Raw genomic sequence first — 17,256 nt, 5'->3', positions numbered from 1 at the left:
TGAGGGCAAAAAAAATCCCGCCGCAGCGGGATTTTTTATAGCGATCAACGGAGATTAGATCAGGAAATCGTCCAGTGATTTACCTTGCTCATCCATTGCTTTTTTGATCACAGCCGGGGTACGGCCCTGACCGGTCCAGGTTTTGGTTTCACCATTTTCGTCAACATAGCTATATTTAGCCGGACGTGCAGCACGCTTGGTTTTGGTACCGGCTTTAACGGCAGCCATGGTGCTCAGCAGTTCATTCGGATCAATACCGTCAGCAATCAGCATTTCACGGTATTGCTGCAGCTTACGCGTACGCTCTTCAATTTCTGCCGCGGCAGCGTTTTCTTCTTCACGGCGCTCGTTAACGACGACTTCTAATTTTTCCAGCATTTCTTCGAGCGTTTCCAGGGTGCATTCTCTTGCCTGCGCACGAAGAGTACGGATGTTGTTCAAAATTTTAAGTGCTTCGCTCATTGTAGTAATCTCAAACTTATATTGTGGGGTGGTTTGTTGAACTAATAATAGAGCGATAAAATGCGTTGTGCAATAGGGGGGAATGTAAGGAATTCAAAATTACTGGTTATTTGTCGCGAGAATTAATTAATTTAAGTTAAAATTCCCGTGCCGCTTCACATCTTTCATCGCTTATAGCGATGAGGCGAAGGCAAGCTAAAACATTGAGACGGTATGCTTTTTGAGAGGTTCAGTGAGAGAAATGATCCTTTACATGGGTAAATAACCCTCGTCAGTATTAGCGCATTTTTGGTTACAAGGCTTAATATAAAACAACCGGCAGCCCTGCTTATAGCCCATGGGCAACCGGTCTATAAGCACGAAAAGACAATGGTTACCGCGCCAGTAGCGTAACGGGGCGTACAAATAGTGGCCCTGAAAATTCAATTCATCTTCTTAATCCTTTCGGTTTGCAGGCCCTTCAGCTTCGCGACAATACCCCTGCTGAAAGCGCGGCTGTGCGCATAAAATATGGTACAATCGTCGCCGCGATAAAACACTTTGATTGGGGTCACGCAGCCGATGGCACAACTTTATTTCTACTACTCTGCAATGAATGCAGGTAAGTCGACCGCTCTGTTGCAATCTTCGTACAATTACCAGGAGCGGGGGATGCGTACCGTCGTTTATACCGCTGAGATTGATGACCGCTTTGGCGCCGGAAAAGTCAGTTCACGTATCGGGCTCTCCTCGCCGGCCCGATTGTATAATCCACAGACCTCGTTATTTGACGATATTGCGGCGGAGCACCAGCTAAAGCCGATTCACTGCGTGCTGGTGGATGAAAGCCAGTTTCTGACGCGTGAACAGGTTCATGAGCTGTCCGAAGTTGTCGATACGCTGGATATTCCGGTGCTTTGCTATGGGTTGCGGACGGACTTTCGCGGTGAGCTCTTTACCGGCAGCCAGTATTTACTGGCCTGGTCAGATAAGCTGGTTGAGCTGAAAACGATCTGCTTCTGCGGCCGCAAGGCCAGCATGGTATTGCGCCTCGATCAGGAGGGGCGTCCTTATAATGAGGGTGAGCAGGTCGTCATCGGCGGTAATGAGCGGTACGTATCGGTCTGCCGTAAGCATTATAAAGAGGCGCTGAGCGTCGGTTCGTTAACCAAGGTACAAAACCAGCACCGTCCCTGCTGATACCCTCAGAAGCTCGTACAGGCGCCTGTGGGCGCCTTTTTAATGTCTGCTATAGGTTGGCGTAGCTGGCGATAAAGAATGGCTGATAGCGGGGATAAAAAAAGCCCCGTCAGGTGACGGGGCTTGTCGCGATGCTATCGCTGTTGGTTAAGCGGATTTTTTCGCTTTTTTCTCAGCCTTTACCGGAGCAACTTCGGCTTTCGCACCGGCTTCGCCTTCGACGAATTCGCGGCCGTAGTAGGTATCCAGCAGGATCTGTTTCAGTTCGGAGATCAGCGGGTAGCGCGGGTTAGCGCCGGTGCACTGGTCATCGAATGCATCTTCAGACAATTTATCAACGTGGGCCAGGAAGTCAGCTTCCTGAACGCCAGCTTCGCGGATAGATTTCGGAATACCCAGCTCAGCTTTAATGCTTTCCAGCCATGCCAGCAGTTTCTCGATTTTCGCTGCGGTGCGGTCGCCTGGTGCGGAGAGGCCCAGGTGATCGGCGATTTCAGCGTAACGACGACGAGCCTGCGGACGGTCGTACTGGCTGAACGCGGTCTGCTTGGTCGGGTTGTCATTCGCGTTATAGCGGATAACGTTGCAGATCAGCAGGGCGTTGGCCAGACCGTGCGGAATATGGAACTGGGAGCCCAGTTTGTGCGCCATCGAGTGACACACGCCGAGGAAGGCGTTAGCGAACGCGATACCGGCGATAGTCGCGGCACTGTGTACGCGCTCACGGGCAACCGGGTTCTTGGAACCTTCGTGATAGGAAGCCGGCAGGTACTCTTTCAGCAGTTTCAGCGCCTGCAGCGCCTGGCCGTCAGAGAACTCAGAAGCCAGTACGGAAACGTAAGCTTCCAGGGCGTGAGTCACCGCATCCAGACCACCGAAAGCACACAGCGATTTCGGCATATCCATCACCAGGTTGGCATCGACAATGGCCATATCCGGGGTCAGCGCGTAGTCTGCCAGCGGGTATTTCTGACCGGTCGCGTCATCGGTCACCACGGCGAACGGCGTCACTTCAGAACCGGTACCGGAAGTGGTAGTGATCGCCACCATCTTGGCTTTGACGCCCATTTTCGGGAACTTGTAGATACGTTTACGGATATCCATAAAGCGCAGCGCCAGTTCTTCGAAGTGGGTTTCCGGATGTTCGTACATGACCCACATGATTTTCGCCGCATCCATCGGGGAACCGCCGCCCAGGGCGATGATCACGTCTGGTTTAAAGGAGTTCGCCAGGTCGGCACCTTTACGTACGATGGTCAGCGTCGGGTCAGCTTCAACTTCGAAGAAGACTTCCGTCTCAACACCCGCAGCTTTCAGTACGGAAGTGATCTGATCGGCATAGCCGTTGTTGAACAGGAAGCGGTCAGTCACGATCAGCGCGCGTTTGTGACCATCGGTAATCACTTCATCCAGTGCGATTGGCAGGGAGCCACGACGGAAGTAGATAGATTTCGGAAGTTTGTGCCACAACATGTTTTCAGCTCGCTTAGCAACGGTTTTCTTGTTGATCAGGTGTTTCGGACCAACGTTTTCAGAGATGGAGTTACCACCCCAGGAACCACAACCCAGAGTCAGGGAAGGCGCGAGTTTGAAGTTGTACAGGTCACCGATACCACCCTGAGAAGCCGGGGTGTTGATCAGGATACGCGCGGTTTTCATCATTTGGCCGAAGTAAGCCACGCGAGCCGGCTGGTTGTCCTGGTCGGTGTACAGGCAAGAGGTGTGGCCGATACCGCCCATGGCGACCAGTTTTTCTGCTTTGGCTACCGCGTCTTCGAAATCTTTTGCACGGTACATAGCCAGCGTCGGAGACAGTTTTTCGTGAGCAAACGGCTCGCTCTCGTCAACGTTGGTCACTTCACCAATCAGAATTTTGGTGGTGGCCGGCACGGTAAAGCCTGCCAGTTCAGCGATTTTGGCCGCTGGCTGACCAACGATAGCCGCGTTCAGCGCGCCATTTTTCAGGATAATGTCCTGAACGGCTTTCAGCTCTTTACCCTGCAGCAGATAGCCGCCGTGGCTGGCGAAACGTTCGCGAACCGCATCATAGACTGAATCAACCACCACAACGGACTGCTCAGAAGCACAGATCACGCCGTTATCGAAGGTTTTAGACATCAGTACGGACGCTACGGCACGTTTGATGTCGGCGGTTTCATCAATGACTACCGGGGTGTTACCGGCGCCGACGCCGATAGCAGGTTTACCGGAGCTGTATGCTGCTTTCACCATGCCTGGACCACCGGTCGCCAGGATCAGGTTGATGTTCGGGTGATGCATCAGCGCGTTAGACAGTTCTACAGACGGCTGATCGATCCAGCCAATCAGGTCCTTCGGCGCGCCGGCCGCGATGGCAGCCTGCAGCACGATATCAGCCGCTTTGTTGGTGGCTTCTTTTGCACGCGGGTGCGGAGAGAAAATGATGGCGTTACGCGTTTTCAGACTGATGAGCGATTTGAAAATGGCTGTTGAAGTCGGGTTAGTGGTCGGTACGATACCGCAGATGATGCCGATAGGCTCAGCGATAGTGATGGTGCCAAAGGTGTCGTCTTCTGACAGAACGCCACAGGTTTTTTCGTCTTTATAAGCGTTGTAAATGTATTCGGAAGCAAAGTGGTTTTTGATCACTTTGTCTTCAACGATGCCCATGCCGGATTCGGCTACGGCCATTTTGGCGAGAGGGATTCGAGCATCTGCAGCGGCCAGAGCGGCGGCGCGGAAGATTTTGTCGACTTGTTCTTGAGTGAAACTGGCATATTCACGCTGGGCTTTCTTGACACGCTCAACAAGCGCGTTCAGTTCAGCGATATTAGTAACAGCCATAATGCTCTCCTGATAATGTTAAACTTTTTTAGTAAATCAGTCGCTCGATTCGACATTATAGACAGGCCGTTAACAGCTTGCATGTAAATGTTTATGTAGAAAAATCAGGGCGCTGTTTCACCGATTTACTAAAAAAGCTTTATCTCTTTCGCTTTCAGGTACTGCTGCCTTCCACTCTGTTGGTGTCATCAAGATTACTCACTTCTGAGTACAAATTACGTGATTTAGATCAAGTATTGTCGCTGCTGATACCTTTCAGCTGACTGCTTTTTGACCGGTTCGATCAAGTGTGATGGGAGGGTTTTGAAATTAAAAAAACGATTAGCATTAAATATACAAATGGCTAACATTCGATACATATCACCGGGTTATGCATATTTATAATGAATATTGCAGGTAAAAAGCGTATGTTTCGCGCAGTTATTTTATGCTGTTAACAGTCAACCGCCAATTTTGATGATGCTGCGGAGCCCAATGTGACTCAATCACTGTTCGATTTTTCTGCATATTTCAAGTTTTTCATCGGCTTATTTGCCCTGGTTAACCCGGTTGGCATTATTCCGGTATTCATCAGTATGACTAGCTATCAGCCGGCTGCGGTGCGTAATAAGACCAACCTCACCGCCAACCTGTCGGTGGCGATCATCCTCCTGACGTCGCTGTTCCTCGGCGATGGCATTCTGCAGATTTTCGGTATCTCCATTGACTCCTTCCGTATCGCCGGCGGCATCCTGGTGGTGACCATCGCGATGTCGATGATCAGCGGTAAGCTCGGCGAAGATAAGCAGAACAAGCAGGAGAAGTCGGAGACGGCGGTCCGGGAGAGCATCGGCGTCGTTCCTCTCGCGCTTCCATTAATGGCCGGGCCAGGGGCAATCAGTTCAACTATCGTCTGGGGGACCCGGTACCACTCCTGGGTGCATCTGGTCGGGTTCTCACTGGCGATAGCGGTATTTGCCCTCTGCTGCTGGGGGATTTTCCGTATGGCGCCGTGGCTGGTCCGTTTGCTGGGGCAGACGGGAATCAACGTCATCACCCGTATTATGGGCCTGTTGCTGATGGCCCTCGGCATTGAGTTTATTGTGACCGGGATTAAAGCGCTTTTCCCAGGGCTGCTGAGTTAGTTCGTCGCCAGCAGGCGGGGAGTCTCGCTTCACGCCTGCGCGATTATTAGCAAAACCTATTAGCCAGCGCGGAGCTGGCGGTAGGGATAACATTTTGCGATATCGCTATTAATTTCATATTTTTCATTAAGATATGAAACATTTCTCTTAACATTCTCCTCACGCCTCCCACTCCTGTGATGTTATTTTCTTCACATCATTCTCTGGTACTTGCTGTCGGATCATCGAAATGATATTAGTAATTTTAACAAGGCGGCAGATGAATGTGCTAAAAAGTAATCTATTGTTAAATTTTTGTACAAAAAACCATCTTGTGGTCGCTGCTCAGTATGCCGGCTGATGAAATTATCGTAATGCTCTGATAAATAATAATATTTTTACATCGACGTTTTATGGCAAACGCTTGTCACGCTGGCAAAACCGGCAATAAAAGAGAATTCGGTAACATATTTGCAAATTGCATTGGCGGAGGTGTTTACCTTTTGGTACTTTCCGCCGTTATCGTCTGCTGAATTATGTACGCAAATGAGAATTATTTTTAATTAACTCATTTCGCCAGAACGACCCTCCAGCGAGGGCAACGAATCGACGTTAAGACTGCCGTTCGAGCGGTCGTAATAAATAAGTCGGTGATAGCAATCTGCCAATCGCAAACTCCTGCGTTGGACAGAACCCGAAAACGGGAAAAACAGGCTGGTTAAAAAACCAGTAATTATAATGACTGGAGTTACAACACAATGACCATCATCACTAAAAAGCGTTTAATCGCCGCGGGAGTGCTATCCGCACTGATCGCCGGCAATATGGCAATGGCAGCGGATGTCCCGGCTGGTGTGCAGCTGGCAGAGAAGCAAACCCTGGTACGTAATAGCGGCGCCGAGCCGCAATCGCTGGACCCAAATAAAATCGAAGGGGTGCCAGAGGCCAATATTAGCCGCGACCTGTTCGAAGGTTTGCTGAATACTTCGCCGAAAGATGGCCACCCGATCCCTGGCGTGGCGGAGAGCTGGGATAATAAAGATTTTAAAGTCTGGACCTTCCATCTGCGTAAAGATGCAAAATGGTCTAACGGCGAGCCGGTTACCGCCCAGGACTTCGTATACAGCTGGCAGCGTCTGGTGGATCCGAAAACCGCGTCTCCTTATGCCAGCTATCCGCAATATGGTCATATCGTTAACGTCGACGAAATCATTGACGGCAAGAAAGCGCCGAGCGAGCTGGGCGTAAAAGCCATTGACGACCACACGCTGGAAGTCACCCTCAGCGAACCGGTACCCTATTTTTATAAACTGCTGGTTAACCCGGCGATGTCTCCCGTCTACAAACCGGCCATCGAAAAATTTGGCGAAAAGTGGACGCAGCCTGGCAATATCGTTACCAACGGCGCGTATACTCTGAAAGACTGGGTGGTCAACGAGCGGATCGTAATGGAGCGTAACCCGCACTATTGGGATAATGCTAAAACAGTCATTAACACCGTTACCTGGCTGCCGACCTCTTCCGAAGTGACCTATGTTAACCGCTACCGCAGCGGTGAACTGGACATGACTTATAACCAGTTGCCAATCGAACTCTTCCAGAAGCTGAAAAAAGAGATCCCCAACGAGCTGCACGTTGACCCCTATCTGTGTACCTATTATTACGAAATCAACAACCAGAAGGCCCCGTTCACCGACGTGCGCGTGCGTACCGCGCTGAAGCTGGGTCTGGATCGCGATATTATTGCTAATAAGGTGAAAGGACAGGGCGATCTGCCGGCCTACGGCTACACGCCGCCTTACACCGATGGCGCGAAGCTGAGCGAGCCGGAATGGTTTACCTGGTCGCAGGAAAAACGCAACGAAGAAGCGAAGAAACTGCTGGCCGAAGCCGGCTATAGCGCCGATAAACCGTTGACCTTCAACCTGCTGTATAACACCTCTGATTTGCACAAGAAGCTGGCGATTGCCGCCGCCTCGCTGTGGCGTAAAAACCTGGGCATTGACGTGAAGCTGGTCAACCAGGAGTGGAAAACGTTCCTCGATACCCGTCATCAGGGCACCTATGACGTGGCGCGTGCGGGCTGGTGCGCCGACTATAACGAGCCAACCTCTTTCCTGAACACCATGCTCTCTGACAGTTCAATGAACACCGCGCACTATAAGAGCCCGGCGTTCGACAAGATTATGGCTGAATCCGTAAAAGCATCCGATGAAGCGCAGCGCACGGCGGCCTATGCGAAAGCAGAGCAGCAGCTGGACAAAGACAGCGCGATCGTACCGGTCTATTACTACGTTAACGCCCGCCTGGTGAAACCATGGGTCGGTGGCTATACCGGTAAAGACCCGATGGATAACGTCTATACCAAAGACCTCTACGTTATCAAACATTAATGGCAATACGTGGAGCGGGTCTCGGCTCGCTCCATCGTGTCTTATTTGAGAGCAGTGCAAAGGCACACGCCAGAAGGTACGGGCAATGTTAAAATTTATCTTACGTCGCTGTCTGGAAGCGATTCCGACGCTATTTATTCTTATCACCATCTCATTCTTCATGATGCGTCTGGCGCCGGGAAGTCCTTTTACCGGGGAACGCACGCTACCGCCGGAAGTCATGGCGAATATTGAAGCAAAATACCATTTAAACGACCCTATCATGACGCAGTACTTCAATTATCTGAAGCAGCTGGCGCATGGCGATTTTGGTCCCTCTTTTAAATACAAAGATTATTCCGTCAACGATCTGGTGGCCGCCAGCTTCCCGGTTTCAGCGAAACTGGGCTTCGCCGCCTTTTTACTGGCGGTGGTGATCGGCGTTGCCGCCGGGGTGATAGCCGCCCTGAAGCAAAATACCCGCTGGGACTACGCGGTGATGGGGGTAGCCATGACCGGCGTGGTTATTCCGAGCTTTGTGGTCGCGCCGCTGTTGGTGATGATCTTTGCCATTACCCTGCACTGGCTGCCGGGCGGCGGCTGGAACGGCGGGGCGCTGAAATTTATGATCCTGCCGATGGTGGCGCTTTCCCTGGCCTATATCGCCAGCATCGCGCGTATTACTCGCGGCTCAATGATTGAAGTGCTGCACTCTAACTTTATCCGCACCGCGCGGGCGAAGGGGCTGCCGATGCGTCGCATTATTCTGCGCCATGCGCTGAAGCCGGCGCTGCTGCCGGTGCTCTCCTATATGGGGCCAGCTTTCGTGGGCATCATCACCGGCTCAATGGTCATTGAAACCATTTACGGCCTGCCGGGGATCGGCCAGCTGTTCGTTAACGGGGCGCTTAACCGCGACTACTCGCTGGTGCTCAGCCTGACGATCCTCGTTGGCGCCCTGACTATCCTGTTCAACGCCATCGTTGACGTGCTGTACGCCGTTATCGATCCGAAGATTCGCTACTGAAGCCGGAGTTCGCCATGATGTTAAGTAAGAAAAATAGCGAGGCGCTGGAAAACTTCAGTGAGAAGCTGGAAGTGGAGGGGCGTAGCCTCTGGCAGGATGCGCGTCGTCGCTTTATGCATAACCGCGCCGCGGTGACCAGCCTGATTATGCTGGTGCTTATTGCGCTGTTCGTTACCTTCGCGCCGATGGTGTCGTCGTTCTCCTACTTCGATACCGACTGGGGCATGATGTCCAATGCCCCGGATATGGCCTCCGGCCACTACTTCGGAACCGACTCCTCCGGGCGCGATCTGCTGGTGCGCGTAGCGATCGGCGGGCGCATTTCGCTGATGGTCGGGGTGGCGGCGGCGCTGGTGGCGGTGATCCTCGGCACGCTGTACGGTTCGCTCTCCGGTTATCTCGGCGGCAAAGTGGATTCGGTGATGATGCGTCTGCTGGAGATCCTCAACTCCTTCCCGTTTATGTTCTTCGTCATCCTGCTGGTGACCTTTTTTGGTCAGAATATCCTGCTGATCTTTGTCGCCATCGGCATGGTGTCCTGGCTGGATATGGCGCGTATCGTGCGCGGGCAGACGCTAAGCCTGAAGCGCAAAGAGTTTATCGAAGCCGCGCAGGTCGGCGGGGTCTCGACGGCGAGCATCGTGCTGCGCCATATCGTCCCCAACGTGCTGGGGGTGGTGGTGGTGTATGCCTCGCTGCTGGTCCCCAGCATGATCCTCTTCGAATCCTTCCTCAGTTTCCTGGGACTGGGGACGCAGGAGCCGCTCAGCAGCTGGGGGGCATTGCTCAGCGATGGCGCCAACTCAATGGAAGTTTCGCCCTGGCTACTGTTGTTCCCGGCGGGTTTCCTGGTGGTGACCCTGTTCTGTTTCAACTTTATCGGCGATGGTCTGCGTGATGCCCTCGACCCGAAAGACCGCTAAGGAGCGCTGCCATGACCATGATTGAAACGGCAAAAGCGCCGCAAGCGCAGAGCCACAGCGGACTACTGCTGGACGTGAAAGATCTTCGCGTCACCTTTAAAACGCCGGATGGCGACGTCACCGCCGTCAATGATCTGAACTTCACCCTGCAGGCGGGCGAGACGCTCGGCATTGTGGGCGAATCCGGCTCCGGTAAATCGCAAACCGCCTTCGCCCTGATGGGACTGCTGGCGGCCAACGGTCGCATCGGGGGTTCCGCCACCTTTAACGGTCGGCAAATCCTCAATTTGCCCGAGCGTGAGCTGAACAAACTGCGCGCTGAACAAATCTCAATGATTTTCCAGGATCCGATGACCTCTCTTAACCCCTATATGCGGGTGGGCGAGCAGTTAATGGAAGTCCTGATGCTGCATAAAGGGCTGAGTAAAGCCGAAGCGTTTGAAGAGTCGGTGAAGATGCTCGACGCGGTAAAAATGCCGGAAGCGCGTAAGCGCATGAAAATGTTCCCGCACGAGTTCTCCGGGGGCATGCGTCAGCGCGTGATGATTGCCATGGCGCTGCTGTGCCGGCCCCGGCTGCTGATTGCGGATGAACCGACCACTGCCCTGGACGTTACCGTGCAGGCGCAGATCATGACGCTGTTGAATGAGCTTAAACGCGAATTCAACACGGCCATTATCATGATCACCCACGACCTTGGGGTGGTGGCAGGTATCTGCGATAAAGTGCTGGTGATGTACGCCGGGCGCACCATGGAGTACGGTCAGGCGCGCGATGTCTTCTATCAACCGTCGCACCCATACTCTATTGGGCTGTTGAATGCGGTTCCACGTCTGGATGCGGAAGGCGATGCGTTGTTGACCATTCCCGGCAACCCACCGAACCTGCTGCGATTGCCGAAAGGCTGTCCATTCCAGCCGCGTTGCCCGCATGCCATGGAGCAGTGCAGCAGCGCGCCGCCGCTGGAATCGTTCGCGCCAGGCCGCCTGCGCGCCTGCTTTAAACCGGTGGGGGATCTGCTATGAACGCCGTAACTGAACAACGAAAAGTCCTGCTCGAAATTGCCGACCTGAAGGTGCACTTCGATATCAAAGATGGCAAGCAGTGGTTCTGGCAGCCGTCGAAAACGCTGAAAGCGGTGGATGGCGTGACGCTGCGCCTTTACGAGGGTGAAACCCTCGGTGTGGTAGGGGAGTCGGGCTGCGGCAAATCGACCTTCGCCCGCGCCATTATTGGTCTGGTGAAAGCGACCGATGGCAAAGTGGCCTGGCTGGGTAAAGATCTGCTGGGCATGAAGCAGGAAGAGTGGCGCGACGTGCGCAGCGATATCCAGATGATCTTCCAGGATCCGCTGGCCTCGCTGAACCCGCGCATGACCATCGGAGAAATTATCGCCGAACCGCTGCGTACCTATCATCCGAAGATGCCCCGTCAGGAAGTGCGCGATCGCGTCAAAGCGATGATGATGAAAGTTGGGTTGCTGCCCAACCTGATCAACCGCTATCCGCACGAGTTCTCCGGCGGTCAGTGTCAGCGTATCGGCATCGCGCGGGCGCTGATCCTTGAGCCAAAGCTGATTATCTGCGATGAGCCGGTCTCCGCGCTTGACGTGTCGATTCAGGCGCAGGTCGTCAACCTGCTGCAGCAACTGCAGCGTGAGATGGGGCTATCGCTGATATTTATCGCTCACGATCTGGCGGTGGTTAAGCATATCTCCGATCGGGTTCTGGTAATGTATCTGGGCCATGCGGTGGAGCTGGGGACCTACGACGAGGTGTACCATAATCCGCTGCATCCCTATACCAAAGCGCTGATGTCGGCGGTGCCGATCCCCGATCCTGATCTCGAGAAAACGAAAACTATCCAACTGCTGGAAGGCGAATTACCCTCGCCGATTAATCCGCCCTCAGGCTGCGTATTCCGCACCCGCTGTCCGCTTGCCGGACCGGAGTGCGCCAAAACCCGCCCGGTGCTGGAAGGCAGTTTCCGCCATGCGGTTTCCTGCCTTAAGGTAGACCCGTTATAATCTCAGGGGCTGACGCAGGTCAGCCTTTTTTTTGCGAGGTTAACGAAGTGGGTATGCTTTCTGCCGCTCGTCTGCGGCTTTATCATTTACTTTTCGATCAGAACCGCCGTTCCGGCCGCCGCTTTGAAGGGCTGTGCGGACTTTTCGCCCTGCTCAGCGTACTGGTGATATTTATCGAGTCGGGACTGGGCACGCAATATCACCTGACATTAGATGAATGGCATATTTTCGTCTGGCTGGAGCTGCTGGTGACCGCGGTCTTTACCCTGGAATACCTGCTGCGTATCGCTACCTGGCCCAATCCGCTCCACTATATTTTCAGCTTTTGGGGGCTGATTGACCTGGCGACGATTTTACCGCTGTATGTGATGTGGCTATGGCCGGAAATTAGCCTCAATTATGTATTCGCCTGGCGGGCAATGCGGGCGATCCGCGCGCTGCGTATTCTCAAACTACTGCGCTTTATGCCTTCGCTCAACGTGTTCTGGCGAGCGATTGTCAGCGCGCGCCATCAGCTGATCCTGTTTTATTCGTTTATCGCCATTGTGATGGTGATTTTCGGCTCGTTAATGTATCTGATTGAGGGGCCGGAATACGGCTTTACCACGCTTAACGCCTCGGTCTATTGGGCCATCGTGACCATCACCACCGTCGGCTACGGAGACATCACGCCGCACACGCCGTTGGGTCGCATCCTGGCCTCCATTCTTATCCTGATCGGCTACTCCATTATTGCCATACCGACCGGACTTATCACCACGCATATGACCAGCGCCCTGAATCGTCGACGACAGCAGCGCCTGTGTCCGCAGTGTCAGCAGGGCGACCATGACGATAACGCCCGTTTCTGCCATGCCTGCGGTCATGCCTTGCCGAAGTAAGCTGGCGACGTAAAAAAAGCCTGCCGGGAGTACCGCGGCAGGCTTTTTACTGGATGTTAAAGGTTATTCACGCCACAGAATATGGCACAGCTTATGATCTTTCTCGCGGCACAGCAGAACGCGGGCGAAGATATCATTGATTTCCCCGCCGTCGGTATCCGCCAGACCAATCACCACTTCGGCGAAGAAATCCGGGTTGAGATCGTAATCCACATGCTCTTCCCAGTCTGCCGAAGGGTCGAACAGTTCGGCGCCGCCGCGCTCCTCAAACTGCAGGTTAAACAGAATGATGTCCGCCGGGTCGAGATTGTCGGCCGCCAGTTCGAGGAAGATATCGTAAGCCTGCTCGAGCGTTTCGTCTTCGGTCAGGCGGTTGTTTAAATCCATATCCATGATTGCTACTCATTCGGTATCTGATGGGCACGTTTTACAGCAACGGGCTGAAGAAGTAAAACAGTCGCTCGGCGATCCGCTGCCACAGCGGACGTTTTAACCAGAGACGGGCATCCAGCAGGCGCGAGCGCGAGATATAATCATCCTGAACCGCCGCCAGATCGCTGCCGAAACCGGCGTCATCGATGACCAGGGTAATCTCGAAGTTGAGCCACAGGCTGCGCATATCCAGGTTGACGGTCCCCACCAGACTTAGCTCGCCATCGACCAGCACGCTCTTGGTATGCAACAGTCCGCCCTCAAACTGATAGATTTTGACCCCGGCCGCCAGCAGCTCGGTGAAGAAGGCCCGGCTGGCCCAGCCTACCAGCAGCGAATCGTTCTTGCGCGGTAAAATAATGCTCACGTCAACGCCGCGCTGGGCGGCGGTACAGATCGCATGCAGCAGGTCGTCGCTGGGTACGAAGTAGGGGGTGGTCATGATCAGATGCTCTTTCGCCGCATAGGCGGCGGTGAGGAGAGCCTGATGAATAAGATCTTCCGGAAAGCCCGGTCCGGAGGCGATCGTGTGAATAGTATGTCCGCTGGCCTCTTCGAACGGCATGATATTGACGTCCGGGGGCGGCGGCAGAATGCGCTTGCCAGTCTCTATTTCCCAGTCGCAGGAGTAGACGATGCCCATCGAGGTCGCCACCGGGCCTTCCATTCGCGCCATCAGATCAATCCACTGTCCGACTCCTGAGTCCTGTTTAAAGTAGCGCGGATCGACCATATTCATGCTGCCGGTGTAGGCGATATAGTTATCGATCATCACCATTTTACGATGCTGACGCAGGTCCATCCGGCGCAGGAACACGCGCATCAGGTTAACCTTAAGAGCTTCGACGACTTCAATACCGGCGTTACGCATCATCGCCGCCCATGGGCTGCGGAAAAAGGCCACGCTGCCCGCGGAGTCGAGCATTAGCCGACAGTGAACTCCGCGGCGAGCGGCGGCCATCAGCGATTCAGCGACGCTGTCGGCCATGCCGCCGGGCTGCCAGATATAAAAGACCATCTCTATGTTGTGACGGGCCAGCTGAATATCGCGGATCAGGGCCTGCATCACGTCGTCAGATTCCGTCAGCAGCTGTAGCTGGTTGCCTTTTACGCCGCCAATGCCCTGACGCCGTTCGCACAGCTTGAACAGGGATTCGGCCACCGGGCTGTTATCTTCCGCGAAGATATGTTTGCAGGCTTTGAGGTCGTTTAACCACTTGGCCGTCGAGGGCCACATCGCCCTGGCGCGCTCGGCCCGACGCTTGCCGAGATGCAGCTCGCCAAAGGAGAGATAGGCGATGATCCCCACCAGCGGCAGGATATAAATGATCAGCAACCATGCCATGGCGGACGGGACAGCGCGGCGTTTCATTAGAATTCGTAATGTTACACCGGCGATCAACAGCCAGTACCCCAGAATGACCAGCCAGTTCACCACCGTGTAAAAGGTTGTCATAGATGTAAAATCCTTTTGAATGACGATATGTGATGAGTTTACGCATCAGTATTTTTCTGGCAAATAAAAACGCAGCGAAAGCGGTAGTCAGTTGCTGGCAGAGGTTTATAATGGGGGCTGTTTTCACTCGTAGAGTCGTTGCAATGAAGCGTAGTAGAACGGAAGTAGGGCGCTGGCGCATGCTGAGACAGGTGAATCGCCGTAAAGCGCGCTGGCTGGAAGCCCAATCGCGCCGCAATATGCGGATCCTCGCTATCAGGAAGGGACTGGTGAAACGGCAGCGTCATGCCCTGCTGTTTATCTTCCCTGACAGCTAAGCGAGCAGGCAAACGGCACCGTACGCGGTGCCGTTGTCGTTTTCTCTCTGCGCTAAATTCCCGTTGCACATCTCCATAGGGCAATGATGGTTTTTCATGCTGCTATGCGACGACAAAACAGAGCTCCCGCCTCAGTGAAAGAGAGATGCTACGCCTGGCTTGTAATGACGGACGACAAGATCCAGAGCCAAGTCGTTTGCGGCGCGACAGGAATTAACCGTCAGATAGCATTTATTGCCGCTCAGGAAGGGCATGGCGTTGTTAAATGCTTAATGATATGACCGGCCAGCTGCGGTAACCAGGCGGGAACTGAGGGAATGAGAAAACAGACTCAGACAGGCAAGGGGGTTATTAAGCGGTCCAGCGCGTTGAAGCTAAATGAACCGACCGATCCTGACCATGAATAATCTGAGCCTGTTATATTATCCAGAGAGTCCATGCAATAAGCATCCTGAATAAAACGCAATCGTTGCGCCAGCTTTTACTTATTTTGCATAGGCTTCCGTGGATAACGTGATGGTGACGTTATCACTTACCGCCGGCACATATTTATCAAGCTTAAAGTCTGAACGTTTTATCACCCCGGTGGCATCAAATCCAATGGCCTCTTTTTTCACCATTGGGTGCATATCCTGCTTATTCAGGACGGCATGCAGGACCACCGGTTTGGTGATGCCTTTAATGGTCAAATTACCTTCCACATCATATTTATTGTCGCCTTTGCTTTCCACTTTGGTACTCTGGAAAGTGGCGTCGGGAAACGTTTTAACATCAAAATACTCTTTGCCTAAAAACTCATCCGTTAACGCCTTGACGTGAGCGTCAATGGTTTTCACTGGCAGCGTGACGTTCACCGAGGATTTCTCCGGATTCTCTTTATCAAAGGCCAGTTTCCCTGAAACATCAGAGAGATAGGCGGTAGGGTTTGAGAAGCCGAAATGGTTCCAGGAGATCACAACCGAGGTATGCTGTGGATCAAGACTGTATTCCTTAGCCGCGGCTTGCGACACAGGAATATATAAGGCAAGTACAGAAAGCAATGCGGTTTTTTTCAGGGTATTCACACAATAATCCTCAAAATCGGCAGGTACATAAATGTTAGCCCAAAAAAATACAGGGCTTATTGAAAACATTTGTTATTCCCTTTCAAATTTTTTAATCAAGCAGTGATGCCCCTACTATCACTCTGCGTGAAGTTTACGCAACGAAATTAATAGGCTTTAAAAATGATGCTCAGCAACTTAACGCTGGCAGCGTAGTTAATATCCCTTTATGCCTGCCAGGTAAACCTTTGTCTACAGGGGGTTATTTCCACGTGCTTTCAAGCGGCTACGGTCCTGAATATAGCAAGATGGGCTACGTTCGGTTCCGCGGCATCCGCAGTGGATGCCCAATAATATTTTTTTTCAGGCTTTCATATCTGTCGTTAAGCAACTATCTTTCAGTAATTATTTTCTTTCTATTGCATTGTAGATTTATAGGGCTATATCAGGATGTGCTGACATTAAATGCAAGCGCTAAATAACAACGCGATCCTCCTTAACAGCCTTACACAAGGTATTAGTAATTCACTATCACGCGTGGCGTCGATGTTTTGTCAGCATTTTCCATTGCCGAAAAAAGCGAGGCGATGGTCGATGATGGGGTAGCAGGAGAAAGTGCGTGCTCATCTTCCAGGCTTCTCAGGCGGATAACAGTCAACGCTTTCGCGAGGTTAAAAAGGGCGACATTTCAATGTTGTGTACCAAAATGCGCCCTTCATTCTGATGACCTGGGTGTTTTTGTGGTTAGCCAGAAAAAGGAAAGGGTATTTTCAAAAAACCTTTTTGTATGGCTTAACAGAGACCTGGCGGTAAACCCCGGCGGCGATATACGGATCGTCATTGGCCCAGGCCTGGGCCGCTTCCAGCGATTCAAACTCGGCAATCACCGTTGAGCCGCTGAATCCTGCTGCGCCCGGTTCGTTACTGTCAACGGCCGGCATTGGCCCGGCGGTAAGCAGTCGGCCTTCATCGTGTAAGAGTTGTAAACGCGCGAGATGCGCGGGGCGAACCGACAGCCGCTTTTCCAGAGAATCGGCGATATCTTCAGCGTAGATAACGTAAAGCACGGCAAAGCTCCTTATCAATAATCAGGCGAATTACGTTAAGTTAAACAGCGATGGACTGCAATGCAAAGATGCGCTCTGGAGTGGAAAGCACTGCCGACGCAGCTTTTTTCTGCAAATGGCGGCAAAAATTGACTCAGGTTAAGAC

18 protein-coding genes are annotated in these 17,256 nt (G+C 52.8%); 10 read left to right on the top strand and 8 right to left on the bottom strand.

Features of this window, described 5'->3' with window-relative positions; genetic code table 11:
• Window positions 1-54 precede the first annotated feature (54 nt).
• A complete protein-coding gene (gene hns / locus BHE81_RS08780) occupies window positions 55-462 on the bottom strand; it encodes a histone-like nucleoid-structuring protein H-NS (RefSeq protein WP_002910103.1) in 408 nt (135 codons plus the stop codon).
• 422 nt (window positions 463-884) lie between these two features.
• Window positions 885-1,016: a hypothetical protein gene (locus BHE81_RS28160; protein WP_004145401.1), complete on the bottom strand. Its 132-nt coding sequence runs from the start codon at window positions 1,014-1,016 to the stop codon at window positions 885-887.
• A 7-nt stretch (window positions 1,017-1,023) separates the two neighbouring features.
• On the opposite strand from BHE81_RS28160, the gene tdk reads away from it, so the two are divergent.
• Window positions 1,024-1,641, top strand: coding sequence for a thymidine kinase (gene tdk, locus BHE81_RS08775; RefSeq protein WP_002910100.1), 618 nt, complete (start codon window positions 1,024-1,026; stop codon window positions 1,639-1,641).
• 147 nt (window positions 1,642-1,788) lie between these two features.
• Here the strand turns inward: tdk and adhE are convergent, their stop codons facing one another.
• Window positions 1,789-4,464: a bifunctional acetaldehyde-CoA/alcohol dehydrogenase gene (gene adhE / locus BHE81_RS08770; protein WP_009307606.1), complete on the bottom strand. Its 2,676-nt coding sequence runs from the start codon at window positions 4,462-4,464 to the stop codon at window positions 1,789-1,791.
• Between the two features lie 77 nt (window positions 4,465-4,541).
• On the opposite strand from adhE, the gene BHE81_RS08765 reads away from it, so the two are divergent.
• The 8 genes from BHE81_RS08765 to BHE81_RS08730 all read left to right on the top strand — a co-directional run bounded on the left by BHE81_RS08765 (window position 4,542) and on the right by BHE81_RS08730 (window position 12,796).
• Complete coding sequence (locus tag BHE81_RS08765) at window positions 4,542-4,727, top strand: hypothetical protein (protein ID WP_032103886.1); 186 nt, start codon at window positions 4,542-4,544, stop codon at window positions 4,725-4,727.
• A gap of 213 nt (window positions 4,728-4,940) precedes the next feature.
• On the top strand, window positions 4,941-5,588 hold the full coding sequence (locus tag BHE81_RS08760; RefSeq protein ID WP_002910095.1) for a YchE family NAAT transporter: 648 nt from the start codon (window positions 4,941-4,943) through the stop codon (window positions 5,586-5,588).
• Between the two features lie 737 nt (window positions 5,589-6,325).
• Entirely contained in the window at window positions 6,326-7,960 is a 1,635-nt protein-coding gene (gene oppA, locus BHE81_RS08755; RefSeq protein ID WP_004148754.1) for an oligopeptide ABC transporter substrate-binding protein OppA, read from the top strand.
• A gap of 85 nt (window positions 7,961-8,045) precedes the next feature.
• Window positions 8,046-8,966, top strand: coding sequence for an oligopeptide ABC transporter permease OppB (gene oppB / locus BHE81_RS08750; RefSeq protein ID WP_002910089.1), 921 nt, complete (start codon window positions 8,046-8,048; stop codon window positions 8,964-8,966).
• 14 nt (window positions 8,967-8,980) lie between these two features.
• Window positions 8,981-9,889, top strand: coding sequence for an oligopeptide ABC transporter permease OppC (oppC, locus tag BHE81_RS08745; protein ID WP_004145396.1), 909 nt, complete (start codon window positions 8,981-8,983; stop codon window positions 9,887-9,889).
• A gap of 11 nt (window positions 9,890-9,900) precedes the next feature.
• Window positions 9,901-10,914 carry an ABC transporter ATP-binding protein gene (locus tag BHE81_RS08740; RefSeq protein ID WP_004151853.1) on the top strand — a complete coding sequence of 338 codons (1,014 nt, stop codon included), beginning with the start codon at window positions 9,901-9,903 and terminating at the stop codon, window positions 10,912-10,914.
• Complete coding sequence (gene oppF, locus BHE81_RS08735; protein ID WP_002910083.1) at window positions 10,911-11,915, top strand: murein tripeptide/oligopeptide ABC transporter ATP-binding protein OppF; 1,005 nt, start codon at window positions 10,911-10,913, stop codon at window positions 11,913-11,915. The genes BHE81_RS08740 and oppF overlap by 4 nt, the downstream gene beginning before the upstream one ends.
• Before the next feature lie 53 nt (window positions 11,916-11,968).
• A complete protein-coding gene (locus BHE81_RS08730; protein ID WP_002910080.1) occupies window positions 11,969-12,796 on the top strand; it encodes an ion transporter in 828 nt (275 codons plus the stop codon).
• Between the two features lie 63 nt (window positions 12,797-12,859).
• Here the strand turns inward: BHE81_RS08730 and BHE81_RS08725 are convergent, their stop codons facing one another.
• Both BHE81_RS08725 and cls read right to left on the bottom strand, forming a co-directional pair.
• Entirely contained in the window at window positions 12,860-13,189 is a 330-nt protein-coding gene (locus tag BHE81_RS08725; RefSeq protein ID WP_002910079.1) for an HI1450 family dsDNA-mimic protein, read from the bottom strand.
• 34 nt (window positions 13,190-13,223) lie between these two features.
• On the bottom strand, window positions 13,224-14,684 hold the full coding sequence (gene cls / locus BHE81_RS08720; RefSeq protein WP_002910077.1) for a cardiolipin synthase: 1,461 nt from the start codon (window positions 14,682-14,684) through the stop codon (window positions 13,224-13,226).
• Window positions 14,685-14,827: 143 nt separating this feature from the next.
• Here cls and BHE81_RS08715 point away from each other — a divergent pair, with 143 nt between their 5' ends.
• Window positions 14,828-15,001 (top strand): YciY family protein, encoded by a 174-nt coding sequence (locus BHE81_RS08715; RefSeq protein WP_004194006.1) that lies wholly within the window; start codon window positions 14,828-14,830, stop codon window positions 14,999-15,001.
• 485 nt (window positions 15,002-15,486) lie between these two features.
• Here BHE81_RS08715 and BHE81_RS08710 read toward each other — a convergent pair whose 3' ends face one another.
• The 3 genes from BHE81_RS08710 to BHE81_RS08700 form a co-directional block, all read right to left on the bottom strand.
• Window positions 15,487-16,134, bottom strand: coding sequence for a YceI family protein (locus BHE81_RS08710; protein WP_004175590.1), 648 nt, complete (start codon window positions 16,132-16,134; stop codon window positions 15,487-15,489).
• Between the two features lie 427 nt (window positions 16,135-16,561).
• Window positions 16,562-16,702, bottom strand: coding sequence for a hypothetical protein (locus BHE81_RS28155; RefSeq protein WP_014343182.1), 141 nt, complete (start codon window positions 16,700-16,702; stop codon window positions 16,562-16,564).
• A 112-nt stretch (window positions 16,703-16,814) separates the two neighbouring features.
• The gene (locus tag BHE81_RS08700; RefSeq protein ID WP_002910042.1) at window positions 16,815-17,111 is read right to left on the bottom strand and encodes a YciI family protein; all 297 of its coding nucleotides are present in this window, start codon (window positions 17,109-17,111) and stop codon (window positions 16,815-16,817) included.
• Window positions 17,112-17,256 lie beyond the last annotated feature (145 nt).

It is taken from the genome of Klebsiella sp. AqSCr (genome assembly GCF_008452795.1).
GTDB lineage: Bacteria > Pseudomonadota > Gammaproteobacteria > Enterobacterales > Enterobacteriaceae > Klebsiella > Klebsiella pneumoniae.
The sequence above is the reverse complement of the archived record's forward strand: the minus strand, read 5'-3'. Positions and strand labels throughout refer to the sequence as shown.